Source organism: Streptomyces sp. NPDC037242 (assembly GCF_055604165.1).
Genome location: NZ_JBVJUY010000017.1, coordinates 155,320 through 171,811 on the forward strand (window position 1 = coordinate 155,320; position 16,492 = coordinate 171,811).

General features: G+C 70.5%; 14 protein-coding genes, 5 tRNA genes and 2 pseudogenes. 6 read left to right on the forward strand and 15 right to left on the reverse strand.

The features are described from left to right. Positions 1–24: 24 nt before the first annotated feature. The gene (locus ACZ7GJ_RS21570; RefSeq protein ID WP_470753828.1) at positions 25–1,035 is read right to left on the reverse strand and encodes an NAD(P)H-dependent glycerol-3-phosphate dehydrogenase; all 1,011 of its coding nucleotides are present in this window, start codon (positions 1,033–1,035) and stop codon (positions 25–27) included. Beyond that, the gene (locus tag ACZ7GJ_RS21575; protein WP_470753831.1) at positions 1,032–1,784 is read right to left on the reverse strand and encodes a lysophospholipid acyltransferase family protein; all 753 of its coding nucleotides are present in this window, start codon (positions 1,782–1,784) and stop codon (positions 1,032–1,034) included. The genes ACZ7GJ_RS21570 and ACZ7GJ_RS21575 overlap by 4 nt, the downstream gene beginning before the upstream one ends. A 219-nt stretch (positions 1,785–2,003) precedes the next feature. On the opposite strand from ACZ7GJ_RS21575, the pseudogene cofC reads away from it, so the two are divergent. Continuing rightward, positions 2,004–2,622 (forward strand): annotated as a pseudogene (gene cofC / locus ACZ7GJ_RS21580) (2-phospho-L-lactate guanylyltransferase); the annotation flags it as partial. A gap of 294 nt (positions 2,623–2,916) precedes the next feature. Here cofC and ACZ7GJ_RS21585 read toward each other — a convergent pair. From ACZ7GJ_RS21585 to leuC, 4 genes are all read right to left on the reverse strand, one after another. Beyond that, a complete protein-coding gene (locus tag ACZ7GJ_RS21585) occupies positions 2,917–3,588 on the reverse strand; it encodes an HU family DNA-binding protein (RefSeq protein ID WP_365917513.1) in 672 nt (223 codons plus the stop codon). Positions 3,589–3,733: 145 nt separating this feature from the next. Continuing rightward, entirely contained in the window at positions 3,734–3,961 is a 228-nt protein-coding gene (locus tag ACZ7GJ_RS21590) for an SCO5555 family protein (RefSeq protein WP_008739877.1), read from the reverse strand. Between the two features lie 137 nt (positions 3,962–4,098). After that, entirely contained in the window at positions 4,099–4,692 is a 594-nt protein-coding gene (gene leuD, locus ACZ7GJ_RS21595) for a 3-isopropylmalate dehydratase small subunit (RefSeq protein WP_470753834.1), read from the reverse strand. A gap of 3 nt (positions 4,693–4,695) precedes the next feature. Further along, the gene (leuC, locus tag ACZ7GJ_RS21600) at positions 4,696–6,120 is read right to left on the reverse strand and encodes a 3-isopropylmalate dehydratase large subunit (protein WP_470753836.1); all 1,425 of its coding nucleotides are present in this window, start codon (positions 6,118–6,120) and stop codon (positions 4,696–4,698) included. Between the two features lie 119 nt (positions 6,121–6,239). Here leuC and ndgR point away from each other — a divergent pair, with 119 nt between their 5' ends. Then, positions 6,240–6,956: an IclR family transcriptional regulator NdgR gene (gene ndgR / locus ACZ7GJ_RS21605; RefSeq protein ID WP_007266782.1), complete on the forward strand. Its 717-nt coding sequence runs from the start codon at positions 6,240–6,242 to the stop codon at positions 6,954–6,956. A 164-nt stretch (positions 6,957–7,120) separates the two neighbouring features. Here ndgR and ACZ7GJ_RS21610 read toward each other — a convergent pair. The 9 genes from ACZ7GJ_RS21610 to ACZ7GJ_RS21650 form a co-directional block, all read right to left on the reverse strand. Further along, positions 7,121–7,193 (reverse strand) — tRNA-Glu (locus tag ACZ7GJ_RS21610). 22 nt (positions 7,194–7,215) lie between these two features. Next, positions 7,216–7,287, reverse strand: a tRNA-Gln gene (locus ACZ7GJ_RS21615). Positions 7,288–7,311: 24 nt separating this feature from the next. Beyond that, positions 7,312–7,384, reverse strand: a tRNA-Glu gene (locus ACZ7GJ_RS21620). A gap of 61 nt (positions 7,385–7,445) precedes the next feature. Next, a tRNA-Glu gene (locus tag ACZ7GJ_RS21625) sits at positions 7,446–7,518 on the reverse strand. A 27-nt stretch (positions 7,519–7,545) separates the two neighbouring features. Further along, a tRNA-Gln gene (locus ACZ7GJ_RS21630) sits at positions 7,546–7,617 on the reverse strand. An 85-nt stretch (positions 7,618–7,702) separates the two neighbouring features. Further along, positions 7,703–8,431, reverse strand: a complete 729-nt coding sequence (locus tag ACZ7GJ_RS21635) for an HAD family hydrolase (RefSeq protein ID WP_470753838.1) — start codon at positions 8,429–8,431, stop codon at positions 7,703–7,705. A 161-nt stretch (positions 8,432–8,592) separates the two neighbouring features. After that, positions 8,593–10,068, reverse strand: coding sequence for a glutamate--tRNA ligase (gene gltX / locus ACZ7GJ_RS21640; protein ID WP_470753839.1), 1,476 nt, complete (start codon positions 10,066–10,068; stop codon positions 8,593–8,595). Further along, complete coding sequence (locus ACZ7GJ_RS21645) at positions 10,061–10,867, reverse strand: fumarylacetoacetate hydrolase family protein (protein ID WP_470753840.1); 807 nt, start codon at positions 10,865–10,867, stop codon at positions 10,061–10,063. Before ACZ7GJ_RS21645 ends, gltX begins: the two co-directional genes overlap by 8 nt. A gap of 103 nt (positions 10,868–10,970) precedes the next feature. Next, positions 10,971–11,156 (reverse strand): hypothetical protein, encoded by a 186-nt coding sequence (locus ACZ7GJ_RS21650; protein ID WP_470753842.1) that lies wholly within the window; start codon positions 11,154–11,156, stop codon positions 10,971–10,973. A gap of 590 nt (positions 11,157–11,746) precedes the next feature. On the opposite strand from ACZ7GJ_RS21650, the gene ACZ7GJ_RS21655 reads away from it, so the two are divergent. From ACZ7GJ_RS21655 to ACZ7GJ_RS21670, 4 genes and pseudogenes are all read left to right on the forward strand, one after another. Next, the gene (locus ACZ7GJ_RS21655) at positions 11,747–15,457 is read left to right on the forward strand and encodes a nitrate- and nitrite sensing domain-containing protein (protein WP_470753843.1); all 3,711 of its coding nucleotides are present in this window, start codon (positions 11,747–11,749) and stop codon (positions 15,455–15,457) included. A gap of 9 nt (positions 15,458–15,466) precedes the next feature. Next, on the forward strand, positions 15,467–15,880 hold the full coding sequence (locus ACZ7GJ_RS21660) for a roadblock/LC7 domain-containing protein (RefSeq protein ID WP_008739864.1): 414 nt from the start codon (positions 15,467–15,469) through the stop codon (positions 15,878–15,880). A 151-nt stretch (positions 15,881–16,031) separates the two neighbouring features. Beyond that, positions 16,032–16,427 carry a DUF742 domain-containing protein gene (locus tag ACZ7GJ_RS21665; RefSeq protein ID WP_048475965.1) on the forward strand — a complete coding sequence of 132 codons (396 nt, stop codon included), beginning with the start codon at positions 16,032–16,034 and terminating at the stop codon, positions 16,425–16,427. Beyond that, positions 16,408–16,492: pseudogene (locus tag ACZ7GJ_RS21670) on the forward strand (ATP-binding protein); the annotation flags it as partial. The gene ACZ7GJ_RS21665 and the pseudogene ACZ7GJ_RS21670, both read left to right, overlap by 20 nt.

Here is a 16,492-nt window from a genome sequence, read left to right on the forward strand (position 1 = left end):
CCCGCTCAGACGTCCGGAAAGGAGTCAGCGCCGTTCCGGTTTGGCGCTGCGCGCCATGAGCTCCTTGAGCGCGACCAGCGTGGGCTTGCCGTGGTGGACGATGTCGACGACGGTGTCGGTGATCGGCATGTCGACCCCGTGGCGGCGGGCGAGATCGGCCACCGACTGGCAGGACTTGACGCCCTCCGCGGTCTGCCGGGTGACCGCGATGGTCTCCTCCAGGGTCATCCCGCGGCCGAGGTTGGTGCCGAAGGTGTGGTTCCGGGAGAGCGGCGAGGAGCAGGTGGCGACCAGGTCGCCGAGACCCGCGAGGCCGGAGAAGGTGAGCGGGTCGGCTCCCATCGCCACGCCCAGACGGGTCGCTTCGGCGAGTCCGCGGGTGATGAGGGAGCCCTTGGTGTTGTCACCCAGGCCCATGCCGTCGGCGATGCCCACGGCGAGGCCGATGACGTTCTTGACGGCGCCGCCGAGCTCGCAACCGATGACGTCGGTGCTCGTGTACGGCCGGAAGTACGCGGTGTGGCAGGCGGCCTGGAGGCGCCGGGCCACGGCCTCGTCCACGCAGGCGACGACGGAGGCGGCGGGCTGCCGGGCGGCGATCTCGGGGGCCAGGTTGGGGCCGGTGACGACGGCGATGCGCTCGGCGGGGACCTTGGCGACCTCTTCGATGACCTCGCTCATCCGCTTGGCGGTGCCGAGTTCGATGCCCTTCATGAGGGAGACGAGCACCGTGTCGGGGGCCAGCAGGGGCGCCCAGGCCGCGAGGTTCTCGCGCAGGGTCTGGGAGGGGATGGCGAGGACGGTGAAGTCGGCGCCGGCCGCGGCGGCGGCCGGGTCGGTGGTGGCGCTGATGTTCTCGGGGAGTTGGACGTCCGGGAAGTAGTCCGGGTTGGTCCGGCCGGTGTTGATGGCGTCGACGAGTTCCTGGCGGCGGCCCCACAGGGTCACCTCGCAGCCGGCGTCGGCGAGCACGATGGCGAAGGCCGTGCCCCAGGATCCGGTTCCGAAGACGGTTGCCTTCACGGGACGTGTCACTTCTTGCCCTCCCCCGCGGCCTTGCGCCGCTGTTCGGCCCTGGCCTTGCGATGGTCGTACGGCTGCGCGGGCGCGGTTTCGCCCCGCAGTTCCTCCAGCAGCCCGGTGATGGCCGCCATGATGACCTCGGTGACCTCCTTGAGCACCTCCGGGGTGGGTTCCCGGTCGTAGAACGCGGAGAGGTCCACGGGCGCTCCGGCGATCACCTGGAGGGTCTTGCGCGGGAACAGGCTGAGCTTGTTCTCCTTGGCGTACGGCGGCATCGCCAGATTCGCGCCCCACTGGGCCACCGGAATGACGGGGGCCTTTGTCATCAGCGCGACGCGGGCGGCGCCGGTCTTGCCGGCCATCGGCCACATGTCGGGGTCGCGGGTGAGGGTGCCTTCCGGGTAAAAGGCCACGCATTCGCCGGCCTCGATCGCGTCCACGGCGGCCCGGAATGCGTCCAGGGCGTTGGTGGACTCCCGGTAGACGGGGATCTGGCCGCTGCCGTGCAGGATGGCGCCGACAATAGGCACCTTGAAGAGGGCCGCCTTGGCGAGCAATCGGGGCACCCGGCCGGTGTTGTACTGGAAGTGCGCGTAGGAGAGCGGGTCCAGATACGAGTTGTGATTGACGGCGGTGATAAATCCGCCCTCGGCCGGAATGTGGTTCATTCCCCGCCAGTCCCGCTTGAAGAGCACTACCAGCGGCGGTTTTGCGATGACCGCCGCCAGGCGGTACCAGAAGCCGATTCTGCGGCGGGACACTCGGACACCTTCCTCTACGACCGGTGCGCGGCTGGGGCACCTCGGGGCCGGACAAGTGTCGCCCCGGGTCCGGTCTCTGTCGAGAACACCGTACGCCCCGCTCAGGGCACCGGTCCCCCGGGTCGCCCGGCCGGGAGTGACAATGGGCCGAGGCATGACCCGGCCATGACCTGACCATGGCCTGCGCATGTGCGAGAGCTCACCGGAGGGTAGGGGTCCGTGACGAACGCCGCCTGGAGCCTGGTGGTCCCGCTGAAGCCGCTGGCGTTGGCCAAGAGCCGGCTCGCGCAGGCCGTCGGCGCCTGGCGCCCGGGGCTCGCGCTGGCGTTCGCGCAGGACACCGTGGCGGGGGCGCTGGCCTGCGCGGCGGTCGCGGATGTGGTCGTCGTCACGGACGACGCGGCGGCCGGGGCGGAACTGGCCCGGCTGGGAGCGCGGATCGTGCCGGACGCGCCGGGCTCCGGGCTCAACGCGGCGCTGGTCCACGGGGCGCGGGCGATACGCGCGGGCCGGCCGCGGGCGGCGGTGGCCGCGATGAACGCGGATCTGCCCGCGCTGCGGCCTCCGGAATTGCTACGCGTGCTCGATGCGGCGGCGGTATTCCGCCGGGCATTTCTGGCCGATGCGGCGGGAATCGGGACGACCCTGCTTTCCGCTGCGCCGGACGTGGAATTGGCCCCGTCGTTCGGCGGCCGGTCCCGGGCCCGGCATTCGGCCTCCGGGGCGGTGGAAATGGCCCTGGCGGGCGTCGACAGCGTGCGCCGGGACGTGGACACGGGTGCGGACCTGCGGACCGCCCTCACCCTTGGTGTGGGGCGTCACACGGCCCGATACAGTTCCCGTATGCAGGCGACCGCGTACACGTACGACTCCCAGACCCGCAGCGGCAGTGTGCTGCTGGACGACGGCACCCCGGTGCCCTTCGAGGCCCCTGCGTTCGACGCGGGCGGCCTGCGGCTGCTGCGCCCGGGCCAGCGGGTCCGGATCGAGACGGACGGCGAGGGCGCCGGCCTGCGGATCACCCTGGTCACGCTCCAGACCTTCTGAGGTCTGCCCTTCCGACCTGCAAGAACGCACCGCGGGCCGGCTTCCCCCTCCAGGGGAAGCCGGCCCGGCGCGTGTGACTCGTGCCCTACTTCTTGCGGGCGGTGGTCTTCTTCGCGGTGGCCTTGCGCGTCGCCGTCTTCTTGGCGGGCGCGGTGGTCTTCGCGGTGGCCTTCTTGGCGGCCGGAGCCGTCTTCTTGGCCGTCGCGGTGGTCTTCTTCGCCGTCGCGGCGGCCTTCTTGACCGTGGCCTTCTTCGCGGCCGGCGCGGCCTTCTTCGCCACGGCGGTCTTGGCGACGGCCTTCTTCGCGGTCGCGGTGGTCTTCTTGGCCGTGACCTTCTTGGCGACCGCGGTCTTCGCCGCGGCCTTCTTGGCGGTGGTGGCCTTCTTGGCCGCGGCCTTCTTGACGGTCGCGGAAGCGCCACCGGTGAGGCTGCCCTTGGGCGCCTTCTTCACCGAGACCTCGCCGCCCTTGGGGAGCTTCTTGGTGCCGGCGACCAGGTCCTTGAAGCCCTGGCCCGCGCGGAAGCGGGGAACCGAGGTCTTCTTGACCCGGACGCGCTCTCCCGTCTGGGGGTTGCGGGCGTAACGGGCCGGGCGGTCGACCTTCTCGAACGAGCCGAAGCCCGTGACCGAGACCCGGTCGCCCGCGACGGTCGCGCGGACGATCGCGTCCAGTACCGCGTCGACAGCGTCCGCGGCCTGCTGACGGCCGCCCAGCTTGTCGGCAATCGCTTCTACGAGCTGCGCCTTGTTCAACGTCTTCCCCTTCGGAGACTTCGCCAGAACGAATGTGTTCAAGCTTATTTCGCACGTTAGGCGGATATATACCGCAAATCAAACACGAAACGGGCTAATCACCCTAGTGCCGCAACGTTGTAGGTCGTTACGGAGTTCCTTCGCATCAGTCGCCTTCAGGGAATCGACCCTCGTCGAGGTCCTTCATCAACCTGTCCAGGCGCCTTGCCGCATCGGCGAGATCGTGCTTCGCCGCGGCCGTGACGACCAACAGCTTCCGGGACAGCGCCATCCTTACGCCCTCCGGGACTTGCAGCGTGCGCACCCTTGTGTGTGCTTCTTTCAACCGGTCCGCGACGAGTTCGTAGAGCTCGAGTTGACTGTCGCGTTCCATGCACAGATTGTGCCATCTGGGGCGAGTTGTCGCCTCACGGGGCCTCAACAAACGGCTGTGCCCCCTGCCGGAAGGCAGGGGGCACAGTGTTGCCGACGTGATCACCCAAGGGCGAATAAGCGCTGATCAGGCAGGAATCAGGCCCGAATCGTGCGCGGCTTGAAGGCCGGCCGGGCGCTTTCGTAGGTGGCGATGTCCGCTTCGTTCTGAAGGGTGAGAGAGATGTCGTCCAGACCCTCCAGCAGCCGCCAGCGGGCGTTGTCGTCGAGTTCGAACTCCGCCTCGACGCCCTCGGCTCGGACCTGGCGCGCGACCAGGTCCACGGTGACCTCGGCGGTCGGGTCGGCCTCGGTCAGCTTCCACAGCTGCTCGACGGTCTCCTGGGGCAGGACGACGGTCAGCAGACCGTTCTTCAGCGAGTTGCCGCGGAAGATGTCGGCGAACCGGGAGGAGATGACCGTCTTGAAGCCGAAGTTCTGCAGGGCCCAGACGGCGTGTTCGCGCGAGGAGCCGGTGCCGAAGTCGGGGCCCGCGACCAGGACGGTCGCCCCCGCGCGCTCGGGCCGGTTCGTGATGAACTCCGGGTCCTTGCGCCAGGCCTCGAAGAGCCCGTCCTCGAACCCGTCGCGGGTGATCTTCTTCAGCCAGTGGGCCGGGATGATCTGGTCGGTGTCCACGTTGCCGCGGCGCAGCGGTACGGCCCGGCCGGTGTGGGTGGTGAAGGCTTCCATGGTTCAGACTCCGGCGGTCGCGGTGGCTTCGGACAGGTCGGCGGGAGAGGCCAAGTGGCCCAGTACCGCGGTGGCGGCGGCCACCTGCGGCGAGACCAGGTGGGTACGACCGCCCTTGCCCTGCCGGCCCTCGAAGTTGCGGTTGGAGGTGGACGCGGAGCGCTCACCGGGGGCCAGTTGGTCGGGGTTCATGCCCAGACACATCGAGCAGCCCGCGTGCCGCCATTCGGCGCCGGCCTCCTTGAAGACCTTGTCCAGGCCCTCCTCCACGGCCTGCAGGGCGACCCGGACGGAGCCCGGGACCACCAGCATCCGTACGCCGTCGGCGACTTTGCGGCCGCCGATGACATCCGCCACGGCCCGCAGGTCCTCGATGCGGCCGTTGGTGCACGAACCTACGAAGACGGTGTCGACCTTGATGTCGCGCAGCGGCTGCCCGGCGGTCAACCCCATGTATTCCAGGGCCTTTTCGGCGGCCAGACGCTCCGAAGCGTCCTCGTACGAAGCCGGGTCGGGGACGTGTCCCGACAGGGGCGCGCCCTGGCCCGGGTTGGTGCCCCAGGTGACGAACGGCGACAGCGCGGCGCCGTCGATGACGACCTCGGCGTCGAAGACCGCGTCCTCGTCGGTGCGCAGGGTCTTCCAGTACGCGACGGCCTCGTCCCACTCTGCGCCCCGGGGGGCGTGGTCGCGGCCCTCCAGGTAGTCGAAGGTGGTCTGGTCGGGGGCGATCATGCCGGCGCGGGCGCCCGCCTCGATCGACATGTTGCAGATGGTCATGCGGGCTTCCATCGAGAGCTTCTCGATGGCCTCGCCGCGGTATTCCAGGATGTAGCCCTGGCCGCCGCCGGTGCCGATCTTGGCGATGATCGCCAGGATCAGGTCCTTGGCGGTGACGCCCTCGGCCAGCGCGCCGGTGACGGTGATCGCCATCGTCCTGGGGCGGGCCAGCGGCAGCGTCTGGGTGGCCAGCACGTGCTCGACCTGGCTGGTGCCGATGCCGAAGGCCAGCGCGCCGAAGGCGCCGTGCGTGGAGGTGTGCGAGTCGCCGCAGACCACGGTGGTGCCCGGCTGGGTCAGACCCAGCTGCGGTCCCACGACGTGGACGACGCCCTGCTCCACGTCACCCAGCGGGTGCAGACGGACACCGAACTCGGCGCAGTTCTTGCGCAGCGTCTCCAGCTGGGCCCGGGAGACCGGGTCCGCGATCGGCTTGTCGATGTCGATGGTGGGGGTGTTGTGGTCCTCGGTCGCGATGGTGAGGTCGAGGCGTCGGACCTTGCGGCCGGCCTGGCGCAGGCCCTCGAAGGCCTGGGGGCTGGTCACCTCGTGCAGCAGGTGCAGATCGATGAAGAGGAGATCGGGCTCGCCCTCGGCGCGCCGGACGACATGGTCGTCCCAGACCTTCTCCGCGAGTGTCCTACCCATCGCTTTCCCTCCGGCTCACCGTCCCGGACCCAGTGGTTCGTGGACCCGTACATACAGACTCGCTGGTTCTTGGAAAAATTGAACTTGCGTTTCACAGTGTGAGACGCGAATATCGTTTCATGGACAACTCTAGCGGCGTCGGCGTTCTCGACAAGGCAGCTCTGGTATTGAGCGCACTGGAGTCCGGTCCGGCCACCCTCGCCGGGCTGGTCGCGGCGACAGGGCTCGCACGACCCACGGCACATCGCCTTGCCGTGGCACTGGAACACCACCGGATGGTGGCGAGGGACATGCAGGGCCGGTTCATCCTCGGACCGCGGTTGGCGGAGCTCGCCGCCGCGGCCGGCGAGGACCGCCTGCTGGCCACGGCCGGACCGGTGCTCACCCACCTCCGGGACGTGACGGGCGAGAGCGCGCAGCTCTACCGGCGTCAGGGCGACATGCGCATCTGCGTGGCGGCCGCCGAGCGGCTGTCGGGCCTGCGGGACACCGTCCCGGTGGGCTCCACGCTCCCGATGAAGGCCGGCTCGGCGGCGCAGATCCTGATGGCGTGGGAGGAGCCCGAGCGGCTCCACCGCGGCCTGCAGGGCGCGCGCTTCACCGCGACGGCGCTCTCGGGCGTACGGCGCCGCGGCTGGGCCCAGTCGATCGGCGAGCGGGAGCCCGGCGTGGCCTCCGTCTCGGCGCCGGTGCGCGGGCCCTCGAACCGCGTGGTGGCCTCCGTGTCGGTCTCCGGGCCGATCGAGCGGCTCACCCGCCACCCGGGCCGGATGCACGCCCAGGCCGTCATCGACGCGGCCGCCCGGCTCACCGAGGCGCTGCGCCGCTCCGGCTGAGCCTGCGGCCGGCCCTGTCCGACCTCCCACCACTCCCCCGGGCCCGGGGGCGCGTACGACGCCGCACACGTCCTGAACACGCGCCTCCGGGCCCGTACTCACATGCCCGCGGGGCAAAAGCGAAGAGGCCCTCCGCGATGATCGCGGAGGGCCTCTCCTGTGCGTACCCCCGACCGGATTCGAACCGGCGCTACCGCCTTGAGAGGGCGGCGTGCTAGGCCGCTACACAACGGGGGCTAGCTGTTACTGCGGTACTGCGCTGGGCTACCAGGACTCGAACCTAGAATAAGGGAACCAGAAACCCTCGTGTTGCCAATTACACTATAGCCCAATGGTCTAGACCAGCTAGACACTGTACCCCCGACCGGATTCGAACCGGCGCTACCGCCTTGAGAGGGCGGCGTGCTAGGCCGCTACACAACGGGGGCCCTAGCGATCCTGCATCAAGACGTCCGGGTGCGACCCTGGAGATCTCGCGGGAAGGATCTGTACCCCCGACCGGATTCGAACCGGCGCTACCGCCTTGAGAGGGCGGCGTGCTAGGCCGCTACACAACGGGGGCAAAGCACTGCGTTACTGCTGCACTGCGCTGGGCTACCAGGACTCGAACCTAGAATAAGGGAACCAGAAACCCTCGTGTTGCCAATTACACTATAGCCCACCAAAACTCAAGACCCTGAGGGGCTTTCGTTTGGTTAGCGCCCCCGTCCGGCCTTTCGGCCCGCTCCGGCGGCGCAGAAAGAACATTACCGGATGGCTGACCGTGCTCCAAAACGGGTATCTGCAGCCAGCAGCTCCGGCAGCCGGTCGAGTCCGGCGATCCGGTGCACACCGGCAGGACCCGGTCCGCGGCCGCCGTCGCGGTCCAGCCAGACCGCCGTCAGCCCGGCGTCACGGGCGCCGCGCGCGTCGATCTCCGGCTGGTCCCCCACGTACGCCACCTCGTGCGGCGGGAGCCCCATCTCGGCGCAGGCGCTGAGGAAGGCGGCCGCCTCGGGCTTGCTCACGCCCAGTTCGGCGGCGCACACCAGCACCTCGAAGCGGTCGCGCAGGCCGAGGTGGCGCAGCTTGGGGTCCTGGGCGGCGGTGGAGGAGTTGGAGAGCACCCCGTGCCGGTAGCCGCCGGCGAGGGCGTCCAGTACGGGCACCACGTCGGGGAACAGCGCCCACGCGGCCTTGTAGTGCGCGACGTAGCGGTCGAACCAGGCGTCGGCGCCCTCGTCGCCCATGGCGGGCTCCCCGAGGAAGTCCCGCACCCGGTCCCGGCGCTGCCCGAGGAAGGTGACCTCCCCGGCGGCGAAGCGCGCCCAGTGCCGGTCGGTGACGCAGCGCCACAGCGCGAGCGCCTCGGCGGCGGATCCGTACCGCTCGCGCAGGCCCTCGTCTTCCAGCTGCCGCGCGAGCCCGGCGGTGTCGGCACCGGTGTAGTCGAACAGGGTGTCGTCGATGTCCCACAGCACGGCGCGGATCGGCATACCGCCGAGGCTACTCGGGAAGCCCCGCCCCGGTGGGGACGACGAGGAAGTCCGTCAGGAAACAGGTGATCTCCCCCTCGGTGACGAACGCCACGACAACGCCGCAGGGGGCGGCTGCCGGGGATCCGGCGGCCGCCCCCTGCGGGACGTACGGGAGAGGGCTACGCGGCCAGCTTGGCCAGCGTCGCGTCGATGCGGGCCAGCGAGCGGTCCTTGCCGAGGATCTGCAGGGACTCGAAGAGCGGCAGGCCGACCGTGCGGCCGGTGACGGCGACGCGGACCGGGGCCTGGGCCTTGCCGAGCTTGAGGCCGTGGGCCTCGCCGGCGGTCAGGACGGCCTGCTTGAGGGACTCGGGGTCCGACCAGTCGGCCGACTCCAGGTTGGCGCGCGCGGTGGTCAGCAGGGCCGCCGGCTCGCCCTTCATCGCCTTGTCCCACGAGGCCTGGTCCTCGACCGGCTCCTTCAGGAACAGGAAGTCGACGTTGGCCGTGATGTCCGACAGGACGGTCACGCGGGTCTGGGCGTACGGCGCGATGCGCTCCCAGGCCTCGGCGTCGAACTCCTCGGGCGCCCAGTTGGCGTGCGGGGCCCGCAGCCACGGGGCGCAGGCGTCCGCGAAGGCCTTCGGGTCCAGCAGGCGGATGTGGTCGGCGTTGATCGACTCGGCCTTCTTCAGGTCGAAGCGCGCCGGGTTGGCGTTGACGTCCGGGATGTCGAACTTCGCCACCATCTCCTCGATCGAGAAGATGTCCTGGTCCTTGGAGAAGGACCAGCCGAGGAGCGAGAGGTAGTTCAGCAGGCCCTCGGGCAGGAAGCCGCGCTCGCGGTAGAGGTTGAGCGAGGACTCCGGGTCGCGCTTGGAGAGCTTCTTGTTGCCCTCGCCCATCACGTACGGCAGGTGGCCGAACTCGGGGACCGCCTTGGCGACGCCCAGCTCGATCAGCGCCTTGTAGAGCGCGATCTGGCGCGGGGTGGAGGACAGCAGGTCCTCGCCGCGCAGGACGTGGGTGATCTCCATCAGCGCGTCGTCGACCGGGTTGACGAGCGTGTAGAGCGGCGCGCCGTTGGCCCGCAGGATGCCGAAGTCGGAGACGTTCTCCGGGGCGACGGAGATCTCCCCGCGGACCAGGTCCGTGAAGGTGATCGTCTCGTCGGGCATCCGGAAGCGGACGATCGAGGGGCGGTGCTCGCCCTGGTACGCCTCCAGCTGCACCTGGGTCAGCTCGCGGCAGTGGCCGTCGTAGCCGGAGGGCTTGCCGGCCGCGCGGGCGGCGGCGCGGCGCGCGTCCAGCTCCTCGGTGGTGCAGTAGCAGTCGTACGCGTAACCGCCGTCGCGCAGGCGCTGGGCGACGTCCGCATAGATGTCCATGCGCTCGGACTGGCGGTACGGGGCGTGCGGGCCGCCCACCTCGGGACCCTCGTCCCAGGTGAAGCCGAGCCAGCGCAGCGAGTCGAGCAGCTGGACGTACGACTCCTCGGAGTCGCGGGCCGCGTCGGTGTCCTCGATGCGGAAGACGAACGTACCGCCGTGGTGGCGGGCGAACGCCCAGTTGAAGAGGGCCGTGCGGACCAGACCCACGTGGGGGTTGCCGGTCGGGGAGGGACAGAAACGTACGCGGACGTTCGCGTTAGCCACGCTTGATCACCTTGTTGGTGAGAGTGCCGATGCCTTCGATGGTGACGGCGACCTCGTCGCCGACGTTCAGGGGGCCGACTCCGGCCGGGGTCCCCGTGAGGATGACGTCGCCGGGGAGCAGCGTCATGGCCTCGCTGATGTGGACGACCAGGTCCTCGATGGAGCGGACCATGTCGCTGGTGCGGCCGAGCTGGCGCTGTTCGCCGTTGACCGTGCACTGGATGGTCAGGTCGCTCGGGTCCAGGTCGGTCTCGATCCAGGGGCCGAGGGGGCAGGCGCTGTCGAAGCCCTTGGCGCGGGCCCACTGCTTCTCGCGCTGCTGGACGTCGCGCGCGGTGACGTCGTTGGCGCAGGTGTAGCCGAGGATCACGTCCTTGACGCGCTCGCGCGGGACCTCGCGGCACATGCGGCCGATGACCACGGCGAGCTCCGCCTCGTGGTGGAGGTCCTGGGAGAAGGAGGGGTACGTGATCGGGTCGCCCGGGCCGACCACCGAGGTGGAGGGCTTGAAGAAGGTGATGGGCGCGTCGGGACGGCCCTGATCGTCAAAAATGGCGTTGCCGAGCTCCGCCGCGTGCTCCGCGTAGTTGCGGCCGATGGCCACGACCTTGTTCGGGAGCACGGGCGGCAGCAGCCGGACCTTGCTGAGCGGGACCTTCGTACCGGAGAGCTCGAAGTCCGCGAACGGGATGCCCTTGATGATGTCGAGGACGAGCTCCCCTTCGGCGCCGGGGGCGGCGTTGCCCTCGACCGCGCCGAAGGCGACGTTGCCGTCGATCGAGAACCTGGCGATGCGCACGTGTTGCGTCTGCCCCTCTGTATTACCGCTGGCTGGAGTCTGCGGACTCCAGGCTAACGCGGTGGGCGCCGACGCTTCGCGCGCCTTTCGCGCGAGGCGCTCCCTACTGCGCGGCGACGGCGTCCGGGGCGTCCATCAGGATGGTGCGGCGCGGGTTCGCGGTCTGGGCCGGCAGCTCGACGGTGTGCTCCGGAGTCGCCACGGCCTGCAGCTCCTCGGCGTCCTTGAGGTGCGCGAGGGTGGTGCGGCGCGGGTTGGCTATGTTGCGGAACATCATCGTCGTCTTCATCGGAGTCTGGGGCCCTCGGCTCGCTCGTCGGATCTTGTGTGTTGGATCTTGAGTGGTGGATGCTTGTCGCATGCACCAACCCTGTAAAGGGCAAGGCTAAACATCCGAATCACCCGCGGAACCGGGAAGTAATGGCCAGGGCTATGTGAGTTTGCTCACCCGTGACTACCCATTACGGGCATAACGGGCAGTCAATTCGCCCCGAAAAAACGGACATTGCGTCACTGAATGCGCCATTCCGCTCCCGATCATCGCGACTGGGACACCTTGCCAGACGTGGTGTTTGCATGGTGTAAGTCCGATTCTTCACCAAATGGCCTCTACGTCGTGTAGCGCTGGCATCACAAGCCGTGACCGACTCTCCGGGCCGACACTCGCACCTTGTTGGAGATCCGCCTCTGTGCTGGAATTCGCGGGACCGCCGCGGGAATCAGCCGGCGCGCAGGTGGCGCGACCCAGCGCCGAGCGCGGTGGCAAGGAGAGGGAGACGCGCCGGTCACCGACGACCACCATGGGGCGCACCGCCCCAAGACTCGACACCGTCCCACCGGTCGCCCGGCGGGACGCCTGGTCCAGAGGTTGCGACGCTAGTGCAGGGACGATTCAAGAGGGATGGCAGCGCTGCGGCGGAGCAGGAGCCGCGCGGCGGGACCGACCGTGGCTCCTCGCCCCAGCACGCCCAGAACCGCGGGCCGGCTGTCGAGGGTGCGGGCCCCGATGCTTCCACCGCCGTGAAGCCCAAGGGCCGCGGCAAGTCCGTCAGGGCCGGCAAGCCCGCGGACGAGCTGGCGGAGCGGGACGCGGCGATACCCAAGGCCCCCAGTGGGCCCGGTTCCCGTCTCGCCATGCAGAACTGGCGCATCAGCACGCGACTGGTGTCGCTGCTGACCCTGCCGGTCGTCGCCGCCACCACGCTCGGTGGCTTCCGCATCAACGACTCGATGAACGACATCGCGCAGCTGGAGCACATGCAGCTGCTGACGACGATGACCCGGCAGGCCACCAACCTGGCCGCCATGCTCCAGGAGGAGCGGGACAAGTCGGCCGGTCCGATGTCGCAGCTCAAGGACGGCAAGAGCAACAGCCTCGTCCAGGGTGTCCGCGACCAGACCGACTCCGCCGCCAAGGCCTTCGCCGCCGCGACCGACAAGGTCGACAGCGCGGAGGACAAGGACGAGACCCTCAAGTCGATCCGCAACAACATCCTGCAGATCGGCCGCCAGCTCACCGGCATCGAGGACATCCGCAAGAAGGCGTACGTCAACGGCGCCCAGCAGACCGTCACCGAGTACAACGCACTGATCGTCTCGCTGCTCTCGCTGTCGCAGGACATGGCCCAGGCCACCTCCAGCCCGGAGATGATCAAGCGCACGCGCGCCTTGGCGGCCTTCTCGTCCGCCAAGGAGTACGCCTCCATCCAGCGCGCCGTCATCGCCGCCTCGCTCCCCGAGAGCGGCGACAGGCCCGGCGACCTGAAGGAGAACGACCGTCTGTACGCGCTCTCCGCGCTCCGCGGTGAGAGCCAGTCGAAGAAGACCTTCGAACTCGTCTACCAGGGCAAGCCCGAGGAGCTCCTCGCGGCGCTCGGCGACGGCAACACGGAGATCGGCAGCGCCGACCACTACGCGCGCCGCGTCCTGAGCACCCAGGGGCAGTTCGGCAAGGAGAAGAACCGGTCCTGGATGGACTGGTACGACGCCGACGACACCAAGCTCCAGGCCATGAAGGTCATCGAGCTCACCCTGCTCGAGGACATGGAGCAGAAGGCCCGCGAGCTCAAGAACGAGTCGCAGCAGGACGCCATCATCAACGGTGCCCTGATCCTCCTCGTCCTCGGCGTCTCCCTCGTCGGCGCGTTCATCATGGCCCGCTCGATGATCCGCTCGCTGCGCCGCCTGCAGGACACCGCGACCCGCGTCGCCCAGGACCGCCTGCCGGAGCTCGTCAAGCAGCTCTCCGAGTCCGACCCGCAGGACGTGGACACGTCCGTGGAGTCCGTCGGTCTGCACACCCGCGACGAGATCGGCCAGGTGGCCGCGGCCTTCGACGACGTGCACCGCGAGGCCGTCCGCCTCGCCGCCGAGCAGGCCCTCCTCCGGGGCAACGTCAACGCGATGTTCACCAACCTCTCGCGCCGCTCCCAGGGCCTCATCCAGCGTCAGCTCTCGCTCATCTCCGAGCTGGAGTCGCGCGAGGCCGACCCGGACCAGCTGTCCTCGCTCTTCAAGCTCGACCACCTCGCGACCCGCATGCGCCGTAACGGCGAAAACCTCCTCGTCCTCGCGGGCGAGGAGCCGGGCCGCCGTTGGACCCGCCCCGTCCCGCTCGTCGACGTGCTCCGCGCCGCCGCGTCCGAGGTGGAGCAGTACGAGCGCATCGAACTCGCGTCGGTGCCCGGCACCGACGTCGCCGGCCGCGTCGTCAACGACCTCGTGCACCTGCTCGCAGAGCTGCTGGAGAACGCCACGTCGTTCTCCTCCCCGCAGACCAAGGTCAAGGTCACCGGTCACGCGCTGCCCGACGGCCGCGTGCTCGTCGAGATCCACGACACCGGCATCGGCCTCTCCCCCGAGGACCTCGCCGCGATCAACGAGCGGCTCGCCTCGCCGCCCACCGTGGACGTCTCCGTCTCCCGCCGCATGGGCCTGTTCGTGGTCGGCCGCCTGTCCCTGCGACACGGCATCCGCATCCAGCTGCGCCCCTCCGACTCGGGCGGCACCACGGCCCTCGTCATGCTGCCGGTCGACGTCGCCCAGGGCGGCAAGAAGCCGGGTGGACCCGGCGGTGCGCCCGGTGGCCCCGGTGCCGCTCAGGGCGGTCCCTCGGCGCAGGGTTCCGTGCCGGGTGGCAGTGCACGTCCCCCCGTGGGCGCGGCGCCGCAGCGCGGCCAGGTCTCCGCGGGCGGCCAGCGCGCCGCCCTCCCGGGGCGCGACGGTGCTCCCGGCCCGCAGCGTCCCACCGGCCCGCAGGGCCAGCCGGGTCAGCCGGGCGGCCGGCCCCCGCAGCAGGGCGGTCCCGGTGCTCCCGGCCAGCGCCCGCAGCAGGGTGCTCCCGCCGGGCAGGGCCAGGGCGCGTTCGGCGCGGGCGCACCGCTGCCGGGCCGCGGTCCGGCCGGTGGTCCCGGTGGCCCGCAGGCGCGTCCGGTGCCCGCTCCCTCGGCGACGGGTCCGACCGGCTTCGCCCAGGGCAGCGGCTTCGAGCGCCCCCAGGCTCCGCAGCCGCCGCAGCCCGGCGCCCCCTCGGGTCCCGCCGGTCCCGCGGCCTACCCGGGCCAGGCTCCGGCCGCCCCGGCGGGACGCGGCCCGCGGCCTCAGCTGCCGCCGCGCGGTGGTGCTCCCCGTCCGGAACTCCCGGGTGCGGGCAGCTCCCCGGCCGGAGTCCCGCAGAGCACCAGCTGGGGCGCGGACCAGCGCGGGCACGACGTCCCGCGCGGGCACGACGAGCTGTCGGGCCCCGGCTCGACCTCGGAGTTCGCCCGCCCCGACTTCAACGCCCCGTACCCGCAGCAGGCGGGCGGCGCGGGCAACGGCAACCCGGGCAACAGCACCACCGGGCAGTTCGAGCGCCCGGAGCTGCGCGGCCCCGCCGGCTACGCCGACCCCTCCTCCACGGGCCAGTTCGCCCGCCCGGACTTCCAGGCCCAGCGGCCCGGCGGCCCCGGCGTCGGCGGCTACGCGCCCGTACCCCCGGCCCGTCCGGAAGCTCCGCGGCTGCCTCAGGCGCACCAGCCCGAGGCGCTGCCGCCGGCCGCCCCGAACACGGACCCCGGCCGAAGCCCGATCTTCGACACGCTGGAGTCGAACTGGTTCCGCCAGGAGGGCGAGCAGCCCCCCGCGCAGGGACAGTCCGTACCCCAGCAGCCGCAGCAGCACCAGCAGTCCGCCCCGGCGGCCCCGGCACCGGCTCCCCAGCAGCGCCCGCAGCCCCAGCTGCCGCAGCGCGGCCAGGAGCAGGCGGCCGAGCCCGCGCAGGCGGCGACCGGCGCCACGCCGACCGTCAGCTGGCGCTCCTCTCCCAACGACGAGCTGATGCGGCAGGCCGAACGCGTACGCCAGCCCGCCGCCGGCGGCATCACCACCTCGGGGCTGCCCCGCCGGGTACCGCGGGCGAACCTCGTGGCCGGCACCGCGCAGCAGCAGGCCGAGGCGCAGGCCGGTCCGCAGGTCTCGCGTTCCCCGGACGACGTCCGCGGGCGTCTGACCAACCTCCGACGCGGTATCCAGCAGGGACGTCAGGCCGGCAACAACGGCCCGGCAACCGGCAGTTACCACGTCGACCCCACTTACCAGCAGGAGCGATAGTTGAGTTCGATGAGCCAGGCGGCACAGAACCTGAACTGGTTGATCACCAACTTCGTGGACAACACCCCAGGGGTGTCCCACACCGTGGTGGTCTCCGCCGACGGACTCCTTCTGGCCATGTCCGAGGGGTTCCCGCGCGACCGCGCCGATCAGCTGGCGGCGGTGGCCTCCGGGTTGACGTCGCTGACCGCCGGTGCCTCCCGCATCTTCGAGGGCGGCGCCGTCAACCAGACCGTGGTCGAGATGGACCGGGGATTCCTCTTCCTCATGTCCGTCTCCGACGGCTCCTCGCTGGCCGTGCTCGCGCACCCCGAGTGCGACATCGGCCTCGTGGGCTACGAGATGGCCCTCCTCGTGGACCGCGCCGGCAGCGTCCTCACCCCGGACCTGCGCGCGGAGCTCCAGGGAAGCCTGCTCATCTGACTCCCACTCTCCCGGCCGGACGGTACTTCCGGCCGGGGGACCGGGGCCCCCGCCCCGGAACCCAGTACCACCGCCAGGCCGTCATACCGTCCCCCCACCGGCCGCCCCGTCAGACGGCACGCTGACCACTGCTGTCCAGCCCGGAGGATCAATGACCCCGCCCCCCGCCTACTCCGATTCGTACGGCGATTCGTCGTATTCGGAAGGCGACCAGCCGCTGGTGCGTCCCTACGCGATGACCGGCGGCCGGACCCGGCCGCGCTACCAGCTCGCCATCGAGGCGCTGGTCAGCACCACGGCCGATCCGATGCACCTGTCCGGCCTGCTGCCGGAGCACCAGCGGATCTGCACCCTCTGCCGCGAGGTCAAGTCGGTCGCCGAGGTGTCCGCACTGCTGTCGATGCCGCTCGGTGTCGCCCGGATCCTCGTGGCCGACCTGGCCGAGGCCGGAATGGTGGCCATCCACCAGCCGGGCAATGGAGAGGCCGGCGGCACGCCGGACGTAACGCTGCTCGAGAGGGTGCTCAGTGGACTTCGCAAGCTCTAACGGCGGAGCGGCTCCTCGCTCCACCACCTCCGCGAAGATCGTGGTGGCGGGCGGCTTCGGCGTGG

What these genes read in the sequence shown, in the direction of transcription:
- ACZ7GJ_RS21590 (WP_008739877.1), bottom strand. Translation starts at nt 3,961, where the DNA reads ATGGAACGCGACAGTCAACTCGAGCTCTACGAACTCGTCGCGGACCGG.
- leuD (WP_470753834.1), bottom strand. Translation starts at nt 4,692, where the DNA reads ATGGAAGCCTTCACCACCCACACCGGCCGGGCCGTACCGCTGCGCCGC.
- leuC (WP_470753836.1), bottom strand. Translation starts at nt 6,120, where the DNA reads ATGGGTAGGACACTCGCGGAGAAGGTCTGGGACGACCATGTCGTCCGG.
- ndgR (WP_007266782.1), top strand. Translation starts at nt 6,240, where the DNA reads ATGGACAACTCTAGCGGCGTCGGCGTTCTCGACAAGGCAGCTCTGGTA.
- ACZ7GJ_RS21635 (WP_470753838.1), bottom strand. Translation starts at nt 8,431, where the DNA reads ATGCCGATCCGCGCCGTGCTGTGGGACATCGACGACACCCTGTTCGAC.
- ACZ7GJ_RS21650 (WP_470753842.1), bottom strand. Translation starts at nt 11,156, where the DNA reads ATGAAGACGACGATGATGTTCCGCAACATAGCCAACCCGCGCCGCACC.
- ACZ7GJ_RS21660 (WP_008739864.1), top strand. Translation starts at nt 15,467, where the DNA reads ATGAGCCAGGCGGCACAGAACCTGAACTGGTTGATCACCAACTTCGTG.
- ACZ7GJ_RS21665 (WP_048475965.1), top strand. Translation starts at nt 16,032, where the DNA reads ATGACCCCGCCCCCCGCCTACTCCGATTCGTACGGCGATTCGTCGTAT.